General features: G+C 64.2%; 21 protein-coding genes. 15 read left to right on the top strand and 6 right to left on the bottom strand.

Translation table 11 applies throughout. The features are described from left to right. The first annotated feature begins 12 nt into the window (after nucleotides 1-12). Together GWG65_RS02585 and GWG65_RS02580 are read left to right on the top strand one after the other, a co-directional pair. The gene (locus tag GWG65_RS02585) at nucleotides 13-825 is read left to right on the top strand and encodes an MBL fold metallo-hydrolase (RefSeq protein WP_275193749.1); all 813 of its coding nucleotides are present in this window, start codon (nucleotides 13-15) and stop codon (nucleotides 823-825) included. Between the two features lie 66 nt (nucleotides 826-891). Then, nucleotides 892-1,443: a hypothetical protein gene (locus tag GWG65_RS02580; RefSeq protein WP_275193748.1), complete on the top strand. Its 552-nt coding sequence runs from the start codon at nucleotides 892-894 to the stop codon at nucleotides 1,441-1,443. Nucleotides 1,444-1,789: 346 nt separating this feature from the next. On the opposite strand, the gene GWG65_RS02575 is transcribed toward GWG65_RS02580, so the two are convergent. Then, nucleotides 1,790-2,245, bottom strand: coding sequence for a cupin domain-containing protein (locus GWG65_RS02575; RefSeq protein WP_275193747.1), 456 nt, complete (start codon nucleotides 2,243-2,245; stop codon nucleotides 1,790-1,792). A 240-nt stretch (nucleotides 2,246-2,485) separates the two neighbouring features. Here GWG65_RS02575 and GWG65_RS02570 point away from each other — a divergent pair, with 240 nt between their 5' ends. After that, on the top strand, nucleotides 2,486-3,034 hold the full coding sequence (locus tag GWG65_RS02570; RefSeq protein WP_275193746.1) for a hypothetical protein: 549 nt from the start codon (nucleotides 2,486-2,488) through the stop codon (nucleotides 3,032-3,034). 75 nt (nucleotides 3,035-3,109) lie between these two features. Here GWG65_RS02570 and GWG65_RS02565 read toward each other — a convergent pair whose 3' ends face one another. After that, nucleotides 3,110-4,366 carry an aminopeptidase gene (locus GWG65_RS02565; protein WP_275193745.1) on the bottom strand — a complete coding sequence of 419 codons (1,257 nt, stop codon included), beginning with the start codon at nucleotides 4,364-4,366 and terminating at the stop codon, nucleotides 3,110-3,112. A 112-nt stretch (nucleotides 4,367-4,478) separates the two neighbouring features. Further along, nucleotides 4,479-5,840: an adenylosuccinate lyase family protein gene (locus GWG65_RS02560; protein ID WP_275193743.1), complete on the bottom strand. Its 1,362-nt coding sequence runs from the start codon at nucleotides 5,838-5,840 to the stop codon at nucleotides 4,479-4,481. Nucleotides 5,841-6,387: 547 nt separating this feature from the next. On the opposite strand from GWG65_RS02560, the gene GWG65_RS02555 reads away from it, so the two are divergent. Continuing rightward, complete coding sequence (locus GWG65_RS02555; RefSeq protein ID WP_275193742.1) at nucleotides 6,388-7,959, top strand: winged helix-turn-helix domain-containing protein; 1,572 nt, start codon at nucleotides 6,388-6,390, stop codon at nucleotides 7,957-7,959. 394 nt (nucleotides 7,960-8,353) lie between these two features. Here the strand turns inward: GWG65_RS02555 and GWG65_RS02550 are convergent, their stop codons facing one another. Together GWG65_RS02550 and mddA are read right to left on the bottom strand one after the other, a co-directional pair. After that, the gene (locus GWG65_RS02550) at nucleotides 8,354-8,776 is read right to left on the bottom strand and encodes a GFA family protein (RefSeq protein WP_275193740.1); all 423 of its coding nucleotides are present in this window, start codon (nucleotides 8,774-8,776) and stop codon (nucleotides 8,354-8,356) included. Nucleotides 8,777-8,997: 221 nt separating this feature from the next. After that, on the bottom strand, nucleotides 8,998-9,786 hold the full coding sequence (gene mddA, locus GWG65_RS02545) for a methanethiol S-methyltransferase (protein ID WP_275193738.1): 789 nt from the start codon (nucleotides 9,784-9,786) through the stop codon (nucleotides 8,998-9,000). 132 nt (nucleotides 9,787-9,918) lie between these two features. Between mddA and GWG65_RS02540 the strand changes: the two genes are divergently transcribed. The 8 genes from GWG65_RS02540 to GWG65_RS02505 all read left to right on the top strand — a co-directional run bounded on the left by GWG65_RS02540 (nucleotide 9,919) and on the right by GWG65_RS02505 (nucleotide 18,723). Continuing rightward, the gene (locus tag GWG65_RS02540; protein WP_275193736.1) at nucleotides 9,919-11,469 is read left to right on the top strand and encodes a winged helix-turn-helix domain-containing tetratricopeptide repeat protein; all 1,551 of its coding nucleotides are present in this window, start codon (nucleotides 9,919-9,921) and stop codon (nucleotides 11,467-11,469) included. Between the two features lie 298 nt (nucleotides 11,470-11,767). Then, on the top strand, nucleotides 11,768-13,318 hold the full coding sequence (locus tag GWG65_RS02535) for an ABC transporter substrate-binding protein (RefSeq protein ID WP_275193735.1): 1,551 nt from the start codon (nucleotides 11,768-11,770) through the stop codon (nucleotides 13,316-13,318). Nucleotides 13,319-13,522: 204 nt separating this feature from the next. Then, entirely contained in the window at nucleotides 13,523-14,494 is a 972-nt protein-coding gene (locus GWG65_RS02530) for an ABC transporter permease (protein ID WP_275193734.1), read from the top strand. Continuing rightward, a complete protein-coding gene (locus GWG65_RS02525) occupies nucleotides 14,491-15,330 on the top strand; it encodes an ABC transporter permease (protein ID WP_275193733.1) in 840 nt (279 codons plus the stop codon). Before GWG65_RS02530 ends, GWG65_RS02525 begins: the two co-directional genes overlap by 4 nt. A 2-nt stretch (nucleotides 15,331-15,332) precedes the next feature. Continuing rightward, nucleotides 15,333-16,931: an ABC transporter ATP-binding protein gene (locus GWG65_RS02520; protein ID WP_275193732.1), complete on the top strand. Its 1,599-nt coding sequence runs from the start codon at nucleotides 15,333-15,335 to the stop codon at nucleotides 16,929-16,931. Between the two features lie 312 nt (nucleotides 16,932-17,243). Beyond that, entirely contained in the window at nucleotides 17,244-17,420 is a 177-nt protein-coding gene (locus GWG65_RS02515; RefSeq protein WP_275193731.1) for a hypothetical protein, read from the top strand. After that, on the top strand, nucleotides 17,417-17,626 hold the full coding sequence (locus GWG65_RS02510) for a hypothetical protein (RefSeq protein WP_148742295.1): 210 nt from the start codon (nucleotides 17,417-17,419) through the stop codon (nucleotides 17,624-17,626). The genes GWG65_RS02515 and GWG65_RS02510 overlap by 4 nt, the downstream gene beginning before the upstream one ends. A 155-nt stretch (nucleotides 17,627-17,781) precedes the next feature. Beyond that, on the top strand, nucleotides 17,782-18,723 hold the full coding sequence (locus tag GWG65_RS02505) for an AEC family transporter (protein ID WP_275193730.1): 942 nt from the start codon (nucleotides 17,782-17,784) through the stop codon (nucleotides 18,721-18,723). Between the two features lie 34 nt (nucleotides 18,724-18,757). Here the strand turns inward: GWG65_RS02505 and GWG65_RS02500 are convergent, their stop codons facing one another. Next, entirely contained in the window at nucleotides 18,758-19,042 is a 285-nt protein-coding gene (locus GWG65_RS02500) for a hypothetical protein (RefSeq protein ID WP_275193729.1), read from the bottom strand. Nucleotides 19,043-19,220: 178 nt separating this feature from the next. Between GWG65_RS02500 and GWG65_RS02495 the strand changes: the two genes are divergently transcribed. The 3 genes from GWG65_RS02495 to GWG65_RS02485 all read left to right on the top strand — a co-directional run bounded on the left by GWG65_RS02495 (nucleotide 19,221) and on the right by GWG65_RS02485 (nucleotide 22,821). Further along, nucleotides 19,221-19,541 carry a hypothetical protein gene (locus tag GWG65_RS02495; RefSeq protein ID WP_148742288.1) on the top strand — a complete coding sequence of 107 codons (321 nt, stop codon included), beginning with the start codon at nucleotides 19,221-19,223 and terminating at the stop codon, nucleotides 19,539-19,541. Nucleotides 19,542-19,764: 223 nt separating this feature from the next. Then, nucleotides 19,765-20,490, top strand: a complete 726-nt coding sequence (locus GWG65_RS02490) for an outer membrane protein (protein WP_275193728.1) — start codon at nucleotides 19,765-19,767, stop codon at nucleotides 20,488-20,490. A 165-nt stretch (nucleotides 20,491-20,655) separates the two neighbouring features. After that, nucleotides 20,656-22,821: a methyl-accepting chemotaxis protein gene (locus GWG65_RS02485; RefSeq protein ID WP_275193727.1), complete on the top strand. Its 2,166-nt coding sequence runs from the start codon at nucleotides 20,656-20,658 to the stop codon at nucleotides 22,819-22,821. The last annotated feature ends 161 nt before the right edge of the window (nucleotides 22,822-22,982 follow it).

The following is a 22,982-nucleotide window of genomic DNA, read 5'->3' as shown; positions in this document are numbered from 1 at the left end:
GGGGACGGATGCATGTGGCGACTGGTTTCGGCGGCTCTGGCGCTGTTCGGCGCATTCCTCACGCCTGCCCTCGCCCAGCAGCCACAGCGCAGCGAGTGCCTGGCGATGGCGCATGCGGCACCGCGCGCGATGCCGGTGGCCTTGCGGCAGGCGGCGAGTGCAGCCGAGGTCGAGATCACCTATGCCGGCCATTCCACCTATTTCATCGACACGCCGGGCGGCGTGCGCATCGCGACCGACTATGGCGGCGCCTATCAGGTCGGCCGGCTGCCCGACGTCGCCACCATGAACCGGGCCCACAGCACCCATTACAGTTTATTCCCGGACCGGCGCATTCCCCATGTGCTGCATGGCTGGGGCGAGGACGGCAAGCCCGCCATCGTCTCGGAACGGATCGGCGACACCTTCATCCGCAACGTCACCACCGATATTCGCCGCTATTTCGGCGACGATTCCGGCGCCAACATGATCCGCGACGGCAATTCGATCTTCATCTTCGAGGTCGCCGGCCTCTGCATCGGCCATCTCGGTCATCTCCACCACAAGCTCGACGACAGCCATTTCGCCCAGATCGGACGGCTCGACATCGTGATGGTGCCGATCGACGGCACCTACACCATGTCGCTGGACGGCATCTCCGAGATCACCAAACGCTTGCGTGCCTCGGTGGTGCTGCCGATGCACCGCTTCGCTACCCCGCTCGACGATTTCATGCGCGGGATCGGTCAGCAGTTCGAGATCGACCGGCGCACCGAGCGCAGTTTCCGGATATCGCGGGATGGGCTGCCGTCGACGCCGACGGTGATCATCCTCGACGGCGTCTGACGCGCAATTTTCTCCAAGCCGGCTTCAGTTCGTTCGTGCTGATCTCCTTTAAAACAGGAGATCGACATGAGCGACTTCGCGAGACTTTTGCACGCGGCCGGACCGAATCCGGAGCACAAAGCAGCGCTCCAGCTTTACGGCCGCTTCGTCGGCGACTGGGACGCCGAGATCACCGCCCACGGACCTGATGGAACGAAGCACACTGCCTCCGGCGAAATCCATTTCGGCTGGGTGCTGGAAGGCCGCGCCGTCCAGGATGTCTGGATCATCCCGCGCCCGGCCGGCACCCCGGCATTTCCGGTCGCCGGCAACTGGTACGGCACGACGTTGCGGGTCTACGACCCGACCATCGATGCGTGGCGGATAGCCTGGTTCGATCCCGGGCGCAGCGTGTTCCGCCAGCAGATCGGCCGCCCGCGTGGCGCGGATATCGTGCAGGAAGGCACGACCGAATCTGGTGACCTAACGCGCTGGAGGTTTACCGAGATCACCGACGACTCCTTCCATTGGCTTGGCGAGGTCAAGCCGGCTGCCGCACAAGATTGGCGGCTGGTGGTCGATGTGAGGGCCAGGCGGCTTAGGGCAGGGCTATCGCACATGGCCTTTCGGCCGGCCTGAGCGCGCGCCTCGTCCTTCGAGACGACCGCTCCGCGGTCCCTCAGGATGAGGCTAAGGCATCGGCGTCCGTTGAAACGGCTACCGCGGACTCCATCCTCATCCTGAGGGCCCGCCCCAAGGCGGGCGTCTCGAAGGATCGGCCAGAACAAGATTAGCCCATATGCGATCACACTGCGGCGTAGGGGCCACAGCCGCTTCCGGTGGGCGCGGTTGCGCGACCCGCGCTGCTGCGTAAGGAGACGAGGTGCGAGGCTCGTCATGACGAGAAGAGGGGCCGGATGTGGATCCCACCCCCTCTTCCGTCGTAGCCGCTGGGAAGCGTCCTTGAAATGTTATCGTTTGAGCTCTAGCCGGCTCCCATCAGCGAAGCCGGACGGCGCTCGCCGGTGGCGGCGAACATCTTCTTGAGCTTGTTGACGACGCGGATCAGGAAACCGATCATCACGGGATTGGTCTTGCGGCAAAAGGCGATCTTCTTGACGTGCCCTTCGACATGCCATTTGGCATGGGCGCCGTCGCGGAAGAAAATGACGTCGCCGGGGCCGTAGCGCTTGGGCGGCATGCCGTCGCTTTCGAGCACGATCGATCCTTCCATGATCATGATCGTCTCGTCGATGTCGTAGTACCAGTTGAAGCGGCCTTCGGTGCAGGCCCAGATAATGGTCTGGGCCGTGCCATCGGCGCTGGTGGACAGGACGTGCGAGCGCGACACGGGATTGCCCTCGATGATCCAGGACGGCTCGATCGGCCGCAGCTCCAGATCCACATTGCAACTGCCAATTTCAATCATTGCGCGCGACATCTTCTTCCCCCTGGGGATATTAATATGTGTGACCCGGGCTTGGGTCCGGATCCTTTCAAAAGATTTCGGGAACGCTAGTAGCCGGCTTTTAATTCTTTCTTACGCAGGCCCCCAAAATCAGCCCCAAGTTGCATGCGGGAAGCGGTTAACGTCGCGATTTCCCTGCAAATTCGCGCACATGAACCCATCCCTTCCAGGGTGCGACAAAACGCGCGAACGCACCAAGATGGAGCCACGCCGATGCCCCTGACCCCCGAGGTCCTGACAGCCAGCAGCGAGGTCGTCGCGTGGCTCGGCATCTTCGACGTCTCGTTCGCGCCGGACGAGGAGCCCTGGTTCGCCATCGACGGCATCGAAAAGCCCCGGCAGGTAGGCAGCGATGGCTCGGGCGGCGCCTTCGTGCTGTTGCCGTCGCAGGATGTGCTCTACGTCTCGTCGGAAGGCCGCGCCGGGATCATCGCAGGCACGTTCGAGGCATTCGTCCAGCTCGTCGTCGCCCGACCCTATTGGCTGGACGTCCTCAAATTCTCGGCCGGCGGCGACCTTGCGGAGATGCGGCGGGCTGCAGATGCGCTGGAGGCGACACTCGAGGGCGACGTCAACCAGGCCCGCGAGGCCATCCGCGACGCGCTCGATTTGCCGGAAGCCGACGATCCGGTCGGCGCGCTATACGATGCGGTCGCGGCCTCCGGCGCCATCGTGCGAGCCACCGACGGCAGCCCGTTCACGACGCTGTTCAACCGTTTCAGCATCGACAGCAATCCAATGCTGCGCACCGCGGCGGCGTGAGGCGAGCCGCGCTAGAGTCCAGGAAAGTCTGTTGCCGAGAGCCTTACCTCTCCCCAGCGGGGAGAGGTGAAGAGCTTACTTCGCCCACTCGCCCTTGCGGAACACCGGGACCTTGCTGCCGTCGGCCAGGATACCATCGATGTCGGTCTCGGCCGAGCCGATCATCCAGTCGATATGGATCAAGCTCTGGTTGCCGCCCTGTGCCGCGATCTGCTGCGGCGTGAGCTGCGCGCCATTGACGAAGCATTTCGAGTAGCACTGGCCAAGCGCAATGTGCGACGCCGCGTTCTCGTCGAACAGCGTATTGTAGAACAACAGCCCGCTCTGCGAGATCGGCGAGGAATGCGGCACCAGCGCCACCTCGCCGAGCCGGCGCGCGCCCTCGTCGGTGTCGAGCACCTTGTTCAGAACTTCCGCACCACGCGAGGCCTTGGCGTCGACGATCCTGCCGTCCTCGAAACGCACCGCGATGTTGTCGATCAGCGTGCCCTGGTAGGACAGCGGCTTCGAGCTCACGACATGGCCGTAGACCCGACGGCAATGCGGCGTCGTGAACACTTCCTCGGTCGGAATGTTGGCGTTGCAGCTGATGCCGTTCTTGGAGAGCGACGCGCCGCCCTCCCACTCATGGCCGTCGGCAAGCCCGATGGTGAGATCGACGCCGGGACCGGCGTATTGCAGCGCGCGGAAACGCTGACCGTTGAGCCAGTTGGTGCGCTCGCGCAGCACCGCATTGTGGCTCGCCCAGTTGGCCATCGCGTCCTCGCGATCGACGCGGGACGCCGCAAAGATGGCATCGGCGAGCTTTCCGATCGCGACCTCCTCGGAATCGTTGGGGAACACCTGCTTGGCCCAGGACGGGCTCGGATAGGCAATGATGTTCCAGTTGGTGTCGAAATTGACGATTTTCTCCAGTGCCGGCTGATAGGCCATGGAATTGGCCTTGCTGGCGCGCGCCACCTTCGAGGGGTCCTCACCCGACAGCAGCATCGGATTGTCGCCGACGATAGCGAGCCGCGCGGTGTTGTCGGCGAAGGCTTTCGCCATGCCCTCGTAGAGCCAGCCGGCGGCGCGATCGAAACTGTTGTCATGGCCGTGACGGTAGCGTGCCAGCGTCATCTCTTCGTCCGACAAGATCGGCGTCACGATGCCGACGCCGGCCTTATAGGCGTGCACGGCGATCCGTCGTACCAGCGGCAGCGCGATGGCAGGCGCCGTCAGGAGAAGGTCCTGTCCCGGCCGCAAGCCCAGGCCCACCTTCACCGCCACCTCGGCCAGCCGGTCGAGTTTCACAGGATCGATGGGGGTCGAGGTGATGCGTTGATCGGTCATGCCGGGTCCTCTGCCGAAAGTCTCTGTTTCATCTAAGTCTAGCATCTCGCGGCGCAATAGTGCGAGCATCTTGAGATGCGTAGAAGATACGCAGTTTCACACATTTTGGTTTTCAACGCGTTGCCGATTTCAGCACGCGGTCAACCATGGCCGGAGCAAGGCCGAGGTAATTTTTCGGTGAGGTGAGCGCCTCGATGGTGGCGCGATCGATGCGGCTCGATATCCGCGGATCGGCGGACAGCGCCTCTGCAAGGCTCGAACTGGTTTCATTGGCCTGGCGGCAGGCGTCATAAACCACGTCATGCGCTTCCTGACGGCCGAGCTGCGGCGCGAGCCCCATCATCACCGCCTCCGCGACGATCAGGCCGCGGCTGAGGGAGAGATTTTCGTTCATCTTGGCTTCGTCCACGACGAGCCCCGCGAGCGCGAACTTCGCCTGATGCAGGGCGCCGGCGGTCAGCACGAAACTTTCGGGAATCGCCATCCATTCGGCGTGCCAGGGACCGGTGGCGCGCTCGAAATCCTGCACCATGGCGTCCAGCATCAGGCCGGCGTGCTGGCGCACCGCCTTGGACGCCGCGAGCATCAGTTCCGAGGAGATCGGGTTGCGCTTCTGCGGCATGGTCGAGGAGGCGCCGCGCCCCTTGACGAAGGGCTCGTAGACCTCGGCGAACTCGGTCGAGGCCATGATCATGACGTCGAGCGCAATCTTGCCGAGGGAGCCGGAGACGAGGGCGAGGAAGTTCACGGCCTCGGCAAAGCCGTCGCGGGCGACGTGCCAGGTCGAAGCGGGAACGCCGAGCTTCAACTCGGCGCAGAGCGCCTCCTGCACCTCAAAACCCTTGTCGCCCAGCGAAGCCAGCGTGCCCGCCGCGCCGGCGAACTGGCCGACCAGGACGCGCGGCTTCAATTGCGCCAAGCGCTCGGCGTGGCGGTCGAACATCGCAAGCCAGATCGCGGTCTTATAGCCAAAGGTCACCGGCAAGGCCTGCTGGAGATGGGTGCGGCCCGCCATCGGCGTGTCGCGGTGGCGCTTTGACAGGTCTGCGAGGATGCCGCGCAGCGCGGCAATGTCCCGTTCGATGATCTCGAGCCCTGCGCGCAGTTGCAGCACCACGGCGGTGTCCATGATGTCCTGCGTGGTTGCGCCCCAATGCACGTAGCGGCCGGCATCGCCGCATTGCTTCACCAACTGATGCAACAGCGGCAGGATCGGATAGCCGACGATGTCGGTCTCCTGCCGCAACAGATCGAAATCGAGCGCGGCGACATTCGTCCGCGCAGCGATCTGGTCGGCGGCTTCCCGCGGGATCACGCCGCATTTGCCCTGCGCCTTCGCCAGCGCCACCTCGACCTCCGCATAGCGCGACACCAGCGCGATATCGGAAAACACCTCCCGCATCTGCGGTGTGCCGAAGGCGTCGCGGAACAGGATGGAGTCGAGCACGGTGGTCGAGGCGGGAAAGGCGGGCATGGGGCGTTTCTTCGTGGTTGGAGTTTTGCGTGGAGGGTAGCTTACGCAGGCCGCGCTGTTCGGCAATGGACATTCGCCGTTCGCAGCACTTTCGATGTCGTCCTAACGAAAGACCGTTCGATACTCCTACGCTGCAAGCCGCCGCCAGTCATCCGAGCTGTGAGGCGTGCGGTGCGAAGCGGCGCACGCGAAGTCTCGAAGGATGAACGGCCGGGATGCAGCCGGGCCGTCTCTATCCTTCGAGGCCTCCGCTACGCTCCGGCGCCTCAGGATGACGGTGTTGGGTTTTACTGACCACAACATCCGCTTCAGAATCCAACGGCGGCACTCTCATGTTCGACCGCGTCCACGAAAAACACGCGGATGCAGCGATAATCTGATTCAAGCCGCCATATTCTCGCACCGGTTGTATTCCCGCCCGCAAATGGCATGGCAGCCATCTTGCGATTGCGGTGAACCAAGCCGCGCCTGGGTGGACTCACAGAATTAGGTCGAAATCATTTCCTTTGGTAATTGCCTGATATTGTCATGAGGCCTGAGTTTCGACGTGCAGTTCCTGTTCCGGGATCACCTTCTCGACACCAACTTGCGCGAGCTGAGCCGCGAGCAGGTTCCCGTTGCCGTGGAGCCGCAGGTTTTCGACCTCGTCGTCCACCTCATGGAAAACCGCGACCGTGTCGTCAGCAAGGATGAGCTGATAGACAAGATATGGCACGGACGCAGCGTCTCCGAATCCACCCTGACCAGCCGGATCAATGCGGCGCGCAAGGCGGTCGGCGACAACGGCGCCAGCCAGGCGCTGATCCGCACTATCGCCCGCAAGGGCTTTCGGTTCGTCGGCGACGTCGAGACCAAGTGCGTCGCGGCCGCGCCGGAACCGGGCCGTGGGACGACGACGCCGCGGGCCACGCTCGCGCTGCCTGACCGGCCCGCGATCGCCGTGCTGCCTTTCACCAACATGAGCGGCGACCGCGAGCAGGACTATTTCTCCGACGGGATCAGCGAGGACATCATCACCGCGCTGTCGAAGCTGCGCTGGTTCTTCGTCGTCGCCCGCAACTCCTCCTTCGTCTACAAGGGCCGCGCCGTGCACATCCACGAGATCGCGCGCGAGCTCGGCGTGCGCTACGTGGTCGAGGGCAGCGTGCGGCGGAGCGGAGACCGGCTGCGTATCTCGGCGCAGCTCAACGATGTTTCGACCGGCAGCCATCTCTGGGCGGAGCGCTACGACCGCGACCTCGCCGACGTCTTCGCCGTGCAGGACGAGATCACCGAGGCAATTGTCGCCGCGATCGAGCCGCAGCTCTATGCCGCCGAAAGCTTTCGCGCGCAGCAGAAGCCGCCGGGCAGCCTGGATGCCTGGGACCTCGTGATGCGCGCACTGTCGCATTACTGGCGCATCACGCGCGAGGACAATGCAGCAGCGCAGGCGCTGCTCGAACAGGCGATCGCTGTCGACCCGGCCTATGGCAAGGCGCTGGGTCTGCTCGCGACCAGCCATATTTTCGGCGCGCATATGGGCTGGGCCGACATGGGCGCAAGCGTGCCGGTCGCGGAAGCCGCGGCGCTTGCGGCCGTGGAAGCCGATCGCGAGGACGCCTGGGCTCATCACGGCCTCGCCTATAGCTATCTGTTCCGCCGCCGCTTCGACGATGCGCTGGCGGAGTTCGAACTGGTGCTCGCGCTCAATCCGAATTTCGCGATGGCGCACGCCTTTCACGGCGTGACGCTGTGCTACACGGGCCGGTGGCAGGACGGCGATGCCGCCGCGCGCCGCGCGCTGCGGCTGAGCCCGCGCGATCCAATGGCGGCGATCTATTGCGGCGTCGCCGCCTACGCCCAGTTCATCGGCCGCAACTATGAGGGAGCCGTGCAGATGGCGCGCGAGTCGATGCGTCAGCGCGGCGATTTCGTCGGCGCACACCGCGTGCTGACGGCCGCCGCCGGCATGCTCGGCGATCCCGCACTCGCCGCTGCCGCGCTGGACGGACTGCACCGCGCCCAGCCAGGCGTCTCACTCGCCTGGATCACAAGCGAGCTGCCGATGCTGCGGGAAGAGGATCGGGAGCACTATCTCGAGGGATTTCGGCGGGCGGGGATGAGGGTAGGTGGCGCCTGAGTTCACCCTACCCTGGAGGGCAGGGCTCTCGCATATGGCACTTGGGAGGCCATGAGAGTGCTCGGCCTGCATGGTTCGAGACGCCCGCTTTGGCGGGCTCCTCACCATGAGGGTCTAAGATTTCGCCGCGAAACAAGACCTCATCCTGAGGAGCCCGCCAAAGCGGGCGTCTCGAAGGATCGGCCACAGCAAACCGCACACCGACTTCTTTTTCATATGCGATTGCCCTGCCCTGGAGGGGGAGGGTCGGCTCGCATCTGAGCGTAGCGAGGATGAGAGACGGGGTGGGGTGACGGTCTCTCCACATCGAGCACTGCCAGCTTGGAGAGATCACCCCACCCCGCTCGCGCTGCGCGCGATCGATCCTCCCCCTCCAGTGGAGGGTAACAGCACCTTACTCCTGTATCATCTCGCCGCTGCCGCCGAACTCTGCCGGAAAATCCTTCAGCTTGGGCAGGCCATCGCGCATCGGCAGTACCGTCTCGGCGTAGTTGACGTGGACGCCCGGCGTGAATGCGAGCATGGGGATGGTGGCAGTGAAGACGTCGATCAGGCCGAGCGGTGGATGGTCGGTCATGAGATGGCCGCCGCACTTGTTGCAGAACTTGCGCTGGCTGAGCGGCGTCTTGGCAAAGGTCTCGACATTCTGGGCGCCTTCGGTGATGCGCACGGCTTCCGGCTTCCACAGGCTGAAGGCGTTTACCGGTCCGCCCGACCACGAGCGGCAGGAACCGCAATGGCAATAGCCCATCGCCTCCGGCGCGCCGGTGACCTCGACCGTGACCGCGCCGCAGAAGCAGTTTCCGACATGTTTCATTTGGTCGTCTCCGTTGATGAAGAGTGAAAGTCGTTTCTCTCCCCCGCTGCTGTCCGCCGAGATTTTCGGCGAACGTGAACGCGGGCAGAGCGTCGGGGTGGGGAATCATCCCGAGACGGTGAGAGCGGGAGTCGTGGAGAGTTCTGTTACCCGCTGCGCTACGCGCGTCGGCGCCGTCGCGCGTCCTCCGTTCGGCGGACGCGCGCGGAAATATCCCAAGGTTATACTGACCGGCGCCAGGGAATAAGCATCGAAACGCGTTGTTTGTACTGCCGGTACTCGTCGCCGAAGAGATCGACGAGGTCGCGTTCCTCCAGCGCGATGCCCACGAAGATGTAAATCGTGGTCACGGCGGCGAACAGCAGATGGCCTGCGGTCATGACCGGCGCCGCCCAGAACGCGATGATGAAGCCGAGATAGATCGGATGGCGGACGAATTTGTAGAGCAGCGGCGTCTTGAAGCGCGGCGGCGTCGGCTCCTTACCGACGAGGTGATTGGTCACCTGATGCAATCCGAACAGCTCGAAGTGGTTGATGATGAAGGTCGAGGTGAACACCAGCACCCAGCCCGCGAGCGACAGCGTGACGATCGTCACAGCGAGATCGGGGTCCGCGACGTTCCATATCACCGTGGGCAGCGGACGCCACTGCCAGAACAGGAGGAGCAGCGACAGGCTCGCCAGCAGCACATAGGTGCTGCGCTCCACCGGCTTGGGCACGAACTGCGTCCACCATGCCTTGAATTGCTGCCGTGCCATCACGCTGTGCTGAATGGCGAATAGCGACATCAGGAGGAGATTGATGATGACGGCTTCGGCCGTCGGCGTGTCGGTTCCGGTGTCGATGGTCTTCGGCACCACCAGCCCCATGACGAAGCCGATGGCGTAGAGAATGGTGACGAAAAATACGAGATATGCCGCAATTCCGTACAGAAAGGCGATGAACTTGAAAATGCGTGAGCTCGCAAGCCCCGGGCCGATTGAATGAAGCTGATGATCAATTTCGGTCATAGAATGCTCCGTGTGCCAAAACGCCGGCACTTCATTGGTCGCGCACCATGCCGCTTCGGACGTCCCAAGACTTTCGCGGATGGTTGATTTTCGCCTGAGACGACTTTGATTTTTGCTTGAGACGACAGAAACGTGCGATTTTGCTTTGAAAACAACGTGCTCGACGGCGACCTGCGGGAGCTCACCTGCGGCGGGTCGGCCGTGCCGTTGCAGCCCCAAGTGTTCGATCTGCTGCTCTATCTGGTCGCGCAGCGCACCCGAGTGGTCAGCAAGGGTGACCTGATTCGCCAGATCTGGAGCGACCGGATCGTCTCGGACTCTGCGCTGAACAGCCGGATCAACGCCGCGCGAAAGGCGCTTGGCGACGACGGCGCGACCCAGCGGCTGATCAAGACCATCCCGCGCAAGGGCTTTCGCTTCGTCGGAGAAGTCCGGGAAGAAGTGCCGGCCACGCCTGCGCCGGCCGAAGCCAGGCCTGCCCCTGCGCGCGCGGCAGCCGACCGCCCGGGAATCGCGGTGCTCGCGTTCGAGAACATGAGCGGCGATCCTGCCCAGGAGTATTTCGGCGACGGGATCAGCGAGGACATCCTGACCGCGCTGTCAAAGCAGCGCTGGTTCATGGTGATCGCCCGCAACTCATCCTTCACTTACAAGGGCCGTGCGGTCCACATCAGGCAGATCGCCGAGGAACTCGGCGTCCGCTACGTTGTCGAGGGCAGCGTGCGCAAGGCGGACAACCGCGTACGCATCACCGCACAGCTCAACGACGCCATCTCCGGCAGTCATCTCTGGGCCGAACGTTACGACCGCGAGATCATCGACGTCTTCGCCGTGCAGGACGAGATCACCAACGCGATCGCCGCGGCAATCGAACCGCAGATTCATGCGGCGGAGAATTTTCGCAGCCACCGCAAGCCGCCGTTGAGCCTGGACGCTTGGGATCTGGTGATGCGCGCGCTGTCGCATTATTGGCGCGTGACACGGCAGGACCACCTCGCCGCGCAGGCGCTGCTGGAGCGCGCCATCGCGATCGACCCCGCTTACGGCCAGGCGCTGTCGGTGCTGGCGGCGAGCCACATGTTCGGCGTGCATCTCGGCTGGGCCGACCTCGCCACGACGGCGCCGGTCGCGGAGGCCGCGGCGCTCGCCGCGGTGCGCTGCGACCACGAGGACGCCTGGGCGCATGCCGCTCTCGGCAGCGTCTGCTTCTCGACGCGGCGGCTTGCGGACGCGCTGTCCGAGTTCGAGCAGGCGCTCACGCTCAACCCGAACTTCTCGCTGGCGCAGGGCTATTATGCGCTGGCGCTGTCCTATGCCGGACGGCCGAAGGATTCGTTCGAGGCGGTGCAAAAGGCGATCCGGCTCTCACCGCGCGATCCGTCGCTGGCGATCTATCACGGCATCGCGGGCTATGCGCGTTTCACCGAGCGGCATTATGACGAGGCGATCGCGCTGGCGCGCGAGGCGATCCGTCACCGCGGAGACCTCACCGGCGCCTATCGCGTGCTCGCGGTCTCCGCCGGCATGACCGGCGACAGCGCGGTTGCGGAGATGGCCTTGCAGGAGCTGCGCCGCACCCAGCCCGGCATCTCGCTGCACTGGATCGCGACGCAACTGCCATGGGCGAACGAGGTGGACCGCGAGCACTATCTGGAGGGATTCCGGCGGGCGGGGCTGGAGTGAGCCGCCTTTGCCGCTTGCGGAGAGCCGTCGTGCCGTGCGACCGCGGGCGGGGCTAGGCCGCGACTTCGTGTCGCTGGGCTTTTGCAACGGCCGACCTGGCCGCTCCGTCGGTGACAAAATCAATACGGGACGCGCTGTACATTTTTTGTGCGAACACTGTCGAGACTTTCATCTTGCGGCGTCGAATGAGACTATGTGAGCCTCGATACCGGATGGGGACTGGGATGGGACGGCCGTAGCTTCGCGCGCCATGACGTGCGAAGCCTTTACGGCTGGTCTCGCTTGAGAAAGATACGACATGTCAAAACGAGTGTTGCTCGGTATCCTCCTGGCTTGCGGCCTCACCGCCCCGGCGCTGGCGCAAGAGCCGAAAACGGGGGGCGTGATCAACGCGGTGATCCAGCCCGAGCCGCCCGGCCTGATGCTTGCCATGGTCCAGAACGGTCCGGTCCAGATGGTGGCAGGCAATATCTTCGAGGGTCTGCTGCGCTACAGCCCCAAGCTCGAGCCGCAGCCGGAGCTGGCCGAGAGCTGGAGCGTCAGCGACGACGCCAAGACCTATACTTTCAAGCTCAGGAAGGGGGTGACCTGGCATGACGGCAAGCCCTTCACCGCCGCCGACGTGCTGTTCTCGATCGAGATGCTGAAGCAGACCCACGCACGCGCGCGCAACAATCTCGTGCAGGTTGACAAGATCGAGGCGCCCGACGACTACACCGTCGTGTTCACGCTGAAGCAGCCGTTCGGTCCGTTCCTCGGCATCTTCGAGGTCGGCTCGATGCCGATGGTGCCGAAGCATCTCTACGAAGGCACCGACTTCAAGACCAACCCCTACAACAACGCGCCGATCGGCACCGGCCCCTTCATGTTCAAGGAATGGCAGAAGGGCTCGTTCATTCGCCTGGTCAAGAACCCGAACTATTACGAGAAGGGCAAGCCCTATCTCGACGAGATCTACTGGCAGGTCATCCCGGACGCCGCAGCGCGCTCGGTGGCGTACGAAACAGGCAAAGTCGACGTGCTGCCCGGCGGCTCAGTCGAGAATTTCGACGTGCCGCGGCTGTCCAAGCTGAAGGACACCTGCGTTACCGGTGCCGGCTGGGAGTTCTTTTCGCCACTGGCCTGGTTGTGGCTGAATAACCGCCAGGGCCCGCTCGCGGATAAGCGGGTGCGTCAGGCTGTCATGTATGCGATCGATCGCGATTTCGCCAAGGACGTGATCTGGAACGGACTCGGCAAGGTCGCGACCGGCCCGTCTGCCTCGGCCATCAAGTACTACACCGACGACGTGCCGAAATATCCCTACGATCCGGCCAAGGCCAAGGCGCTCTTGAAGGAAGCCGGCTACAAGGGCGAGAAGATCCGCCTGCTGCCGCTCGCCTATGGCGAGACCTGGCAGCGCTGGGGTGAAGCGGTGAAGCAGAACCTCCAGGACGTCGGCATGAATATCGAGACGATCGCTACCGACGTCGCCGGCGGCAACCAGAAGATCGGCGACTGGGACTACGACATCGCCTTCACCTATCTCTACCAGTACGGCGATCCCGCGCTCGGCGTCGGCCGCAACTACGTCTCCAGCGCGATCGCAAAGGGCCAGGTCTTCAACAACGTCGAAGGCTACTCCAATCCCGAGATCGACAAGCTGTTTGCCGACGGCGCCGTCGCGACACCGGATTCCAAGCGCAAGGAGATCTACGAGAAGGCGCAAAAGATCCTGGTCGAGGACGTGCCGGTGGCCTGGATGCTCGAGCTGCAATTCCCGACCATCACGCGCTGCAAGGTCAAGAACCTGATTACCACCGGGATCGGGGTCAATGACGGCTTCAAGGACGCATGGCTCGACAAGTGAGGGCGCTCTTGACTTCACCTCTCCCCGCTTGCGGGGAGTGGTCGACGCGCTCGCAGAGCGCGGCGGGTGAGGGGGTACAGGTCTCTCGGCATTCTCACGCGTGGAGAGAGGCCCCTCACCCCAACCCTCTCCCCGCAAGAGCGGGGCGAGGGAGCGCACCGCCCCCCGTGGCTGCAGGTCACATCACTCATATGACTCTCTAATATGCTCTCCTTCGTCGCTCAGCGTGTCGTGAAGGGCGTGATCGTCCTGCTTGCGATCGTCGTCCTCAATTTCTTCCTGATCCGGCTTGCGCCCGGCGACCCCGCGGTCGTGATGGCGGGCGAGGCGGGGGCCAGCGACCAGATCTTCGTCCAGCAGCTCAAGGAAAAATTCGGCCTCGACAAGCCGCTGCCCGAGCAGCTCTTCATCTACGTCAAGGGCATCGCCACGCTCGATCTCGGCTTCTCCTTCCGCCAGCAGGCGCCGGTATCGAAGCTGATCCTGGAACGGCTGCCGGCGACCCTCTTGCTGACGCTGACGGCTTTCACGATCTCGCTCATGCTCGGCGTTCTCTTCGGCACTTTCGCCGCGCGCTTCGCCGGAACCTTCCTCGACACCGCCATCACCGTGTTCGCGCTGATCTTCTACGCCATGCCGATCTTCTGGGTGGCGCTGATGGGCATCCTGCTGTTCTCGGTCACCACGGATTGGCTGCCGAGCTTTGGCTACGAGACGGTCGGAGCCAACTTGACCGGCCTTGCCCATGTGATCGACGTCGCACAGCATCTGATCATGCCGGCGATGACGCTCGGCCTGTTCTTCATGGCGACTTATACCCGGATGACACGGGCTTCGATGCTGGAGGTGAAACGGCTCGACTTCGTCAAGACCGCCCGCGCCAAGGGTCTTTCAGACGCCGTGATCCAGCGCCGCCACGTGCTGCGCAACGCGCTGCTGCCGGTGGTGACGCTCGCCGGCGTGCATTCCGGCACGCTGATCGGCGGGGCCGTCATCACCGAGACCGTGTTCGCCTGGCCCGGCATCGGACGGCTGATGTACGACGCGCTGTTGCAGCGCGACTACAATCTGCTGCTCGGCGTCTTCGTGATCTGCTCTGCCATGGTGCTGATCTTCAACCTCATCACCGACCTGGTCTATCGCCTGGTCGATCCGCGCATCGAATACGCCACATGAAACAGTTCTGGAAATCGATGCTGCGCAGCCCGAGCGGCGTTATCGGGCTCATCATTCTCGTGCTCGCGATCGCGGTCGCGGTGTTCGGGCCGCTGCTGTTCCCGAACTCGCCGTGGCGCATGGTGCAGCGGCCATTCTTGCCGCCCTTCACGCTCTCGACCGTGCCGCTCGGGACCGACGCGCTCGGCCGCGACGTGTTCGCCGGCATGATTTTTGGCGCACGCGTTTCCTTGCTCGTCGGCCTCGTCTCGACGCTGGTGGCGCTGATCGTCGGCGTGCCGGTCGGCGCCATGGCCGGCTATTTCGGCGGCAAGGTCGACGACGCCCTGATGCGCTTCACAGAATTCTTCCAGACCATTCCGAGCTTCGCGCTCGCGATCGTGCTGGTCGCGATCCTCCAGCCTTCGATCTATTCGATCGTGGCGTCGATTGCGGTGGTGAGCTGGCCGCCGGTCGCGCGCCTCGTCCGCGGCGAGGTATTGTCGCTGCGCACCCGCGAATATGTCCAGGCCGCCGTGGTCACCGGCCAGAGCAACACCTGGATCATCCTGCGCGAGATTTTGCCGAACGCGCTGTCGCCGGTGATCGTGCTGGCCTCGCTGATGGTCGCAACCGCGATCCTGCTGGAATCCTCGCTGGCATTTCTCGGCCTCGGCGATCCCAATTTGATCTCCTGGGGCTACATGGTCGGCGCCGGCCGCACCGTGATCCGCCAGGCCTGGTGGATCACCGTGTTTCCCGGCGTCGCCATCCTGATCTCGGTGCTCGGCCTGAACCTGATCGGCGAAGGCCTCAACGACGCGCTCAATCCGCGGCTGTCGCGGGAGGGACGCTGATCATGACCGCACCGCCCGCTGTCTCCATCAAGAACTTGCGGATCGCGCTGCCCAAGGGCGCCGAGCGTCCCTTCGCGGTCGACGGCGTCTCGCTGGATCTGCAAGCCGGCAAGATCGTCTGCGTCGTCGGCGAGTCCGGCTCCGGCAAATCGATGTGCGCGCATGCGCTGATGGGCCTGCTGCCGGACACGGTCTCCGTCAACTCCGGCGAGATCATGTTCGAAGGCCGCGACCTGCTCAAGCTCGACGACGACGGCTGGCGCGACCTGCGCGGCCGCCGGCTCGCGATGATCTTTCAGGAGCCGATGACCGCGCTCAATCCGCTGATGCGGATCGGCGACCAGATGGCGGAGATGTTCGAGGCCCACGGCCTGCTCACGCCGAGGGAACGACGCGCGAAGGCGTTGTCGCTGGCGCGTGAGGTCGGCCTGCCCGACCCCGAGCGCATCGTGCGCGCCTATCCGCACCAGCTTTCCGGCGGCCAGCGCCAGCGCGCCATGATCGCGATGGCGCTCGCGCTGGAGCCCGCGGTGCTGGTCGCGGACGAGCCGACCACCGCGCTTGACGTCACCACGCAGGCGCAAATCCTGAAGCTGATCCGCAACCTCCAGCGCAACCGCAACATGGCGGTGATGTTCATCACCCACGATTTCGGCGTGGTCGCGGATATCGCCGACCAGGTCGTGGTGCTCAGGCATGGCAAGGTGGTGGAGGAAGGCCCCGCCAGCGCCGTCTTCAACGAGCCGCAGCACGACTACACCAAGGCGCTGCTCGCGGCGGTGCCGACCATGGCTCCTCCGGCGCGCGCGCCGCTGGACGATCAGCTCAAGGCCGTCGAGGTGATCGGGCTGGACAAGACTTATGTCACCTCGGGCGGCTGGTTTCGCCAGGATCGCCGCGTCGATGCCGCGCGAGAAGTCAACTTCGCGATCTTGAAGGGCGAGACGCTCGGCCTCGTCGGCGAGTCCGGCTCCGGCAAGTCGTCGGTGGCGCGCCTCGTGATGCGGCTGATCGAGGCCGATCGCGGCACCGTGCGGATCGGCAAGACCGATCTCACATCGCTCTCGGGCAGGGCGCTGCGCGCCGAGCGCCATCGCATCCAGATGATCTTTCAGGATCCGTTCGCCTCGCTCAATCCGCGCCGCAAGATCGGCCACATCATCGCCGACGGCCCGATCGCAGCCGGCGTCGAACCGAAGGCGGCGTTCGACCGCGCCCGCGATCTGCTCAAGATGGTGGGGCTGGATGCCGGCGCGCTCGACCGTTACCCCCATGAATTCTCCGGCGGCCAGCGCCAGCGTGTCGGCATCGCGCGCGCGCTCGCGCTCGAACCAGAAATCATCGTCGCCGATGAAGCCGTCTCCGCGCTCGACGTCTCCGTGCAGGCACAGGTGCTGAGACTGCTTGAAGATCTCAAGGCGCGGCTCGGCCTCTCGATGCTGTTCATCACCCATGACTTACGCGTTGCAGCCCAAATCTGCGACCGCATCGCGGTGATGCAGCGCGGCGCCATCGTCGAGCTGAAGCCGACCGCGCAGCTCTTCGCCGCGCCCGAGCACGACTATACGCGCGAGCTGCTTTCGGCTGTGCCGGGGCAATAGGAGCGCGCGCCGGCGGCGTGAGAGATCGGTCGTGGCGGGTTCGCGAACTCCGCGATGGTTCCAAAAACTTGCTCGCTGCGCGACGCGAAACATATTTGAGTCAGCAGCATTTGCTTTGTGAGACTGTCCCTGTTGATCACAGCATGGGGTAAGTAGACACCAGCATCCGCTCGCTTGCGGAGTACGGTCACGCGCTTGTTATTCAGTCGTGACCGGCCGCGCCGCTTCAAAGCCGAAGGCGGCACCATAGATGACCATAACATGATCACCGTCATCTCATGACGGACTTGTTAACCGATACTCGGAGCCAACATGGGCGAAGTCATTCAATTTGTCTCAAGGTCGGAGCGCGAGCGGGCACGCCTCATTCAGGAGGCACGCGCCATCTACGACAGCATCTTCCCGCCGGCTGATCCTGCCAGCGAGAGACAGGATAAAACAGCGTTTGGCCGCGCATCCATCGGCGGCGACAGGGGTAACCTGTCGTGATCAAGATTATTGCCGTGCTCTGCAGTCTCGCTTCTCCGGCCAATTGTCACGAGCAGATCGTCACCACCTCGGACTTTGCCCAGGTCTCGGTGCAGTCCTGCCTGATGGGCGCGCCGCAGCTCGCCGAGTGGATGAACCAGCATCCGGCCGAGCGCCTGGCGGCATGGCGCTGCGTCATCGGTCAACAAAGCGGCCGAGGAATTTAGGGTCGCACGCCCGCCAGAAGAGTCGAGCCGCATGGCCGTGATGGCTGGGGATCGACGCGGATTTTTCGAGCGAAGAACGGCTAGAGCAAAGCAGTGACGGCATTCCATCGCCGGTGTAACCTGCCCTACGGCTGCTGGCAGCAAGGGGAAACCGGATGGAGGTCGCCAGCCTCGTTCTTCCCGTTTTCGCGATCATCGTCACCGGCTGGCTCGCCGGCGAGCTCGGCTATCTCTCCCGCTCGCTGGCCGACGCGCTGGTGCATTTCGCCTACAACGTGGCGATGCCGGCGCTGCTGATCGTCACGATCGCGCAGGAGCCGGCGCGAAATCTCCTGGAATGGGGCTTCCTGCTCGCGTTCGGAGGCGGCTCCCTCCTCTGCTTCGCGCTGGTTTTCCTGGCGGTCCGCGCGGGCGGCAAGCACGATCTCGCCAGCAGCACGATCCATGGAATGGCGGCGGCGATGACGAATACCGGGTTCGTCGCGCTGCCGATCCTGCACGCGATCTACGGCCAGCCCGCCGTTCTGCCTGCCGCGGTGGCGACGGTGTTCGTGGCCGCCGTGATGTTTCCGATCACGGTCATCCTGCTGGAAAAGCAGGAAGCGCGCAGTCCGTCTGTGCATTCTCCCGGGCTGGCGAAGCAAATTCTGCTCAATCCGATGGTGCTGTCGACCCTCATCGGACTCGTCTGGGCAATTACGGGTCTGCCCATTCCGGCGCCGGTCGCGGCCTTTCTGAACATGATCGCCGCGGCGCTCACGCCCTGCGCGCTCTTCGCCATCGGGCTCGGCCTGTCCGTCGAGGGGCTGCGGTCGAACCTGAAGGCATCGTTCGCGCTCGCGACCGTGAAACTGGTGGTCATGCCGCTGATCGTCTACGGACTCTGTGCGGCCGTGGGCCTCAATTCGCTCTACACCGTCGCCGCCGTCGTATGCGCAGCCGTTCCGACTGCGAAAACCGTGTATGTCCTCGCACACGAACATAAGGTCGAGGAGAAGCTGGTTGCGGCCACAGTCTCAATCACGACCATGCTGTCAGTCGCAACACTGCTGGTCGCGCTCTACCTGCTCTCTGGCCTCGCGACCGGCACGCGTTGACCGGCAGCGCCTCACGCCTCGCAGAATGTAGTCTCTATCTGGTGGTGTTGCTCCAGGTGGGGACCGCATTGGTTACGCCGACCGACGGCCAATTGTACGATCCGATCGACGGCGCCGTGACCGTGCCGACCGTCTGTCCCGATGACCCATAAGACGCCCTCGGCTGCGGCGCCGGCGATCCAGCACCCCCGTAGGTCGGGGCCAGGACGCGCGTGCTGTAATGTCTGCTCGACCGGTACTTCTTGGCTTCAGCCGCGAAGGGCGCGGCAAGCAGTCCGGCAGTGATGAGTGTAGCGATAGCGAATTTGATGGTTGTCATGGCTGATCCCTCCTGCGGGTCCGTTGTGCCATCTGTTGATTGATCGGAGGATTTCCATAGCACCCCGATCATAACTCCGTGCGCGCACGATGGTGCCGCAGCGCGCGCTCGTCGCCTTCGGATGGACCCGAATCAGCGCTAGTGCATTCACCTCGGCGATCTCGCGCAATGAGGTGACATGACCGGCCCCGAACTGAAGCAACTCCGCGACGACCTTTCCGCTGCCCTCGAGCGGAAGCTCACGGCGGCGGATATGGCGAAGCTGTGCGGATTGCCGGAGAAGGGCGGCGCCGACACCATCCGGCGCTGGGAGGTACGCGGCCCGACGCCATCAGCGACCAAGGTGCTGCGCGTGCTCGCGATGGCGAGCGAGCGCTATCCTATCCTGGAAAATTTCGACGTCTTCGATCGCCACGACGTGCGCGAGGAAGACCGGCCGGCGCGGCGCGCGGCGTTCCGCGCGCAGATGCGCGACGAGGCGCTGCGGCGTCTTGGTTAACGAGGTACGCGCGCAAGTTACCTGCGAGCCTCAAAGTTAAACCTTCCTTCAGCATTTCTTAAGCCGGCATTAAGCACAAAAAGCATTTGCAGCCCAATAAGTTAGGTTGGGTGCTGCTGTGCCATGCAGGTGACAGCATTTTCGTCAAAAGCGAGCTATCTGCAAAACCAACGACGGCGCGGAAAGCGCGCCTGCCGGGGACCTGAGTGTTGGAGTTAGGACTATGAAGAAGATTCTGTTTGCGACCGTGGCGCTGATCGTGGTGGGCGCGGCGGCGCCGGCCCTCGGCGCCGATCTCGGCGCCCGCCCCTATTACAACAAGGCGGCGCCGGCCTATGCCGCGCCGATCTACAATTGGACCGGTTTCTATCTCGGCGCCCATGTCGGCGGCGCGTTCTCCAGCGACAACAATTTCAATGGCCTCTCCACCGGTAACAACGGCAACGGCCGCTTCCTCGGCGGCGTGCAGGTGGGTGCGGACTGGCAGTTCAACCCGAACTTCGTGGTCGGCGTCGAAGGCCAGTATTCCTGGCTCTCCGGCAGCGTCGGCGCCGTGTTCCCCGGCGGCGTCGCCTACACCAACGACCAGCGCGGCCTCGGCTCGATCACCGGCCGCGTCGGCTACACCTGGGGTCCGGGCCTGCTCTACGTGAAGGGCGGCTACGCCTATTCGGACAACAACGAGAAGGTGACGGTCGCTGGCGTGCCGACCGCCTTCGTCATCACCGGCGATCACCGCAACGGCTACACCGTCGGCGCCGGCCTCGAGTACATGTTCGCCCCGAGCTGGTCGGCCAAGGCCGAGTACCAGTACTACAATTTCGGCGACGCGCACTTCACGGGGGGCCCGCTGGCGGGCACCGGCAACTTCACCACTGACGACCACACCTTCAAGGCGGGCGTCAACTACCGCTTCAACTGGGCCGGCCCGGTGGCCGCGCGCTACTGATCGATTAGCAAATCCTTATGCTGACGAAGGGCCGGCAAGTCTGCCGGCCCTTCTTTTTTCGCTCTGCGGAACAAGCGCAACCGTTTGGGGAGATTGCGATTTTTTAACCCGCGATGCGGATACTGCCGGCCACAAAACAGAAGCAAGAATGTTGGGGGAATTTCGATGGCGATCCGTTTGAGCCTTGGTCGTATCCTTGGCCATGCCCTTGGCCGTTTGCGGCCTCATTTCTCGTTGCCGAAATGGGGCGTGCGCGGCAGTCTGTTTGCGGCCTTCGCCGTGATCGCGGGCATGGGTCTCGTGATCTCGGCGGGCGCCGGCTTCGTGTTCAACCATCTGGGCGCGACCATGATGGATCTGAGCGGCCGCGACATTCCGCGGCTCTCCGCCAGCCTTCAGCTTGCCTCGCAAAGCGCAACCCTCGCCGCGCAGGGCCCGGGCCTCCTGGCATCGCCCTCCGACGAGGCGCTGAAGGAACGTACCAAGAAGGTGCAGGAGATCCAGCAGCTCGCCATGGCCAAGCTTGGCGAGATCATCGAGCTCGGCGCCGACAAGCAGATCGCGACCGCGCTCCGCGACACCGCCAAGAGCATCGACGAGGCGACGCAGAGCCTGGTATCGGCGGCGCGCGAGCGGCTCGATACCGGCGCGGTGCACGACAAGCAGTATGAAGCACTGCGCAAGGCGCAGCTCGCCTTCGTCGGCGCGGCTGGCCCGGCAATGCTGGATGCGCAGACCCGGCTGAACGCGATCCTCGGCGCGGCGGACCTTTCCGCGGACGACGCCACCGAAGCGGCGCGCACCGTCGCCCAGATCTCGACCGTCTCTGCCAACGGCAATCTGATGGCCGCCGACATGATGGCGGCGCTTTCGGCCAACAACAGCGATACGCTGGAGGCGATCGAAAAGGAATTCAAGACGACCCGCGATCGCGTCAAGTCGAACCTCGAGGACCTGCCGAACGTGCCGTCAATGCAGACCGTGCGCGATGCCGTGCAAAAGCTGTTCGCGTTCGGCGAGGGCAAGACCGGCGTGTTCAAGGTCCGACAGAAGGAGCTCGACTCGATCGACTACGGCCAGACCATCCTGGACGAGACCCGCAAGCTCAATGTCGGCCTCGGCATCAGCGTGCAGCAGCTCGTCGACGGCGTGCAGAAAGATACCAACGCCTCGACCTTCCAGGCGCGGCAGGAGATATCGCTCGCGACCACGAGCATGCTGGCGCTGGGTGCGCTGACGCTGGTCGGCTCGGCACTGTTCGTCTGGCTCTATGTCGGCCGCAACATCCTGCGCCGAATCGGCGGACTCCAGCGCGCGATGCAGTCGCTCTCGGCCGGCGATCTCGACACCGAGATCGCGCGTACGAGGCACAATGACGAGATCGGCGCGATGACCGATACGCTGACCGTGTTTCGCGACAGCATGATCGAGGCCCGCGCACTCGCGCGCGAGCAGGACAAGGATCGTGCCGCCAAGGCCGAACGTTCGGCCCGCATGGAGGCGAAGATCGCCGAGTTCGAGGGCACCGTACGTTCCGCGCTCGACAATCTCGCGCAGTCGGCCAATTCGATGCAGTCGACGGCGCAGAGCATGTCGAACACCGCCGATCAGTCCAACGCGCTGGTGAACGCGGTCGCCTCCGCCGCGGAGGAGACCTCGGTCAACGTGCAGACCGTATCGGCCGGCACCGAGCAATTGTCGTCCTCGATCGCCGAGATCAGCCGTCAGGTCGTCACCTCGGCCGAGATCGCCAGGAAGGCGGTCGACGAGGCCGGCTCGACCGACGCCACGGTGCAGAGTCTTGCCGACAGCGCGAGCCGCATCAGCGTCGTGGTCGATTTGATCCAGACCATCGCCTCGCAGACCAATCTGCTCGCACTCAACGCCACCATCGAGGCGGCGCGCGCGGGCGAGGCCGGCCGCGGCTTCGCGGTGGTCGCCTCCGAGGTGAAGAGCCTCGCGAGCCAGACCGCGAAGGCGACGGAGGAGATCCGCACCCAGATCGCCAGCATGCAGCAAGTCACGACCTCGGCGGTCGGCGCCATCCAGGGCATCGGCCGGATCATCGGCGAGATCAACGACGTGACCACGACGATTGCGGCTGCAGTCGAGGAACAGGGTGCGGCCACCCGCGAGATCGCCCGCAACATCCAGCATGCGGCCGGCGGCACCAGCGAGGTCTCCAGCAACATCGTCGGCGTCTCCACGGCATCGGCCGAGGCCGGCGCCGCGGCGAGCGAGGTGCTGGGCGCATCGGATGCGCTCCGCCGCGAAGCCGACATGCTGCGCGGAGAGATCGACGCGTTCCTCAACAACATGCGGGCGGCGTAAGCGCCATCCTATAGCCCTGATGGAGCGAAGCGCAATCCGGGGACAGTGCCACAAGTGCTAAGGTCCCGGATTATGCTTCGCTCCATCCGGGCTACGGAAAACTGGCTGGAATGACCGCTATGCGGGCCGGCCACGCGTCCTTTTTCGGCTGGCGCGCCGCA

Source organism: Bradyrhizobium sp. CSA207 (genome assembly GCF_029051685.1).
GTDB lineage: Bacteria > Pseudomonadota > Alphaproteobacteria > Rhizobiales > Xanthobacteraceae > Bradyrhizobium.
The sequence above is the reverse complement of the archived record's forward strand: the minus strand, read 5'-3'. Positions and strand labels throughout refer to the sequence as shown.

Coding starts and splice junctions, on each gene's coding strand:
- GWG65_RS02505 (WP_275193730.1), top strand. CDS start 17,782: ATGGAGGTCGCCAGCCTCGTTCTTCCCGTTTTCGCGATCATCGTCACC.
- GWG65_RS02535 (WP_275193735.1), top strand. CDS start 11,768: ATGTCAAAACGAGTGTTGCTCGGTATCCTCCTGGCTTGCGGCCTCACC.
- GWG65_RS02515 (WP_275193731.1), top strand. CDS start 17,244: ATGGGCGAAGTCATTCAATTTGTCTCAAGGTCGGAGCGCGAGCGGGCA.
- GWG65_RS02580 (WP_275193748.1), top strand. CDS start 892: ATGAGCGACTTCGCGAGACTTTTGCACGCGGCCGGACCGAATCCGGAG.
- GWG65_RS02485 (WP_275193727.1), top strand. CDS start 20,656: ATGGCGATCCGTTTGAGCCTTGGTCGTATCCTTGGCCATGCCCTTGGC.
- GWG65_RS02520 (WP_275193732.1), top strand. CDS start 15,333: ATGACCGCACCGCCCGCTGTCTCCATCAAGAACTTGCGGATCGCGCTG.
- GWG65_RS02495 (WP_148742288.1), top strand. CDS start 19,221: ATGACCGGCCCCGAACTGAAGCAACTCCGCGACGACCTTTCCGCTGCC.
- GWG65_RS02550 (WP_275193740.1), bottom strand. CDS start 8,776: ATGAAACATGTCGGAAACTGCTTCTGCGGCGCGGTCACGGTCGAGGTC.
- GWG65_RS02585 (WP_275193749.1), top strand. CDS start 13: ATGTGGCGACTGGTTTCGGCGGCTCTGGCGCTGTTCGGCGCATTCCTC.
- GWG65_RS02500 (WP_275193729.1), bottom strand. CDS start 19,042: ATGACAACCATCAAATTCGCTATCGCTACACTCATCACTGCCGGACTG.
- GWG65_RS02560 (WP_275193743.1), bottom strand. CDS start 5,840: ATGCCCGCCTTTCCCGCCTCGACCACCGTGCTCGACTCCATCCTGTTC.
- mddA (WP_275193738.1), bottom strand. CDS start 9,786: ATGACCGAAATTGATCATCAGCTTCATTCAATCGGCCCGGGGCTTGCG.
- GWG65_RS02565 (WP_275193745.1), bottom strand. CDS start 4,366: ATGACCGATCAACGCATCACCTCGACCCCCATCGATCCTGTGAAACTC.
- GWG65_RS02530 (WP_275193734.1), top strand. CDS start 13,523: ATGCTCTCCTTCGTCGCTCAGCGTGTCGTGAAGGGCGTGATCGTCCTG.
- GWG65_RS02490 (WP_275193728.1), top strand. CDS start 19,765: ATGAAGAAGATTCTGTTTGCGACCGTGGCGCTGATCGTGGTGGGCGCG.
- GWG65_RS02525 (WP_275193733.1), top strand. CDS start 14,491: ATGAAACAGTTCTGGAAATCGATGCTGCGCAGCCCGAGCGGCGTTATC.
- GWG65_RS02570 (WP_275193746.1), top strand. CDS start 2,486: ATGCCCCTGACCCCCGAGGTCCTGACAGCCAGCAGCGAGGTCGTCGCG.
- GWG65_RS02575 (WP_275193747.1), bottom strand. CDS start 2,245: ATGTCGCGCGCAATGATTGAAATTGGCAGTTGCAATGTGGATCTGGAG.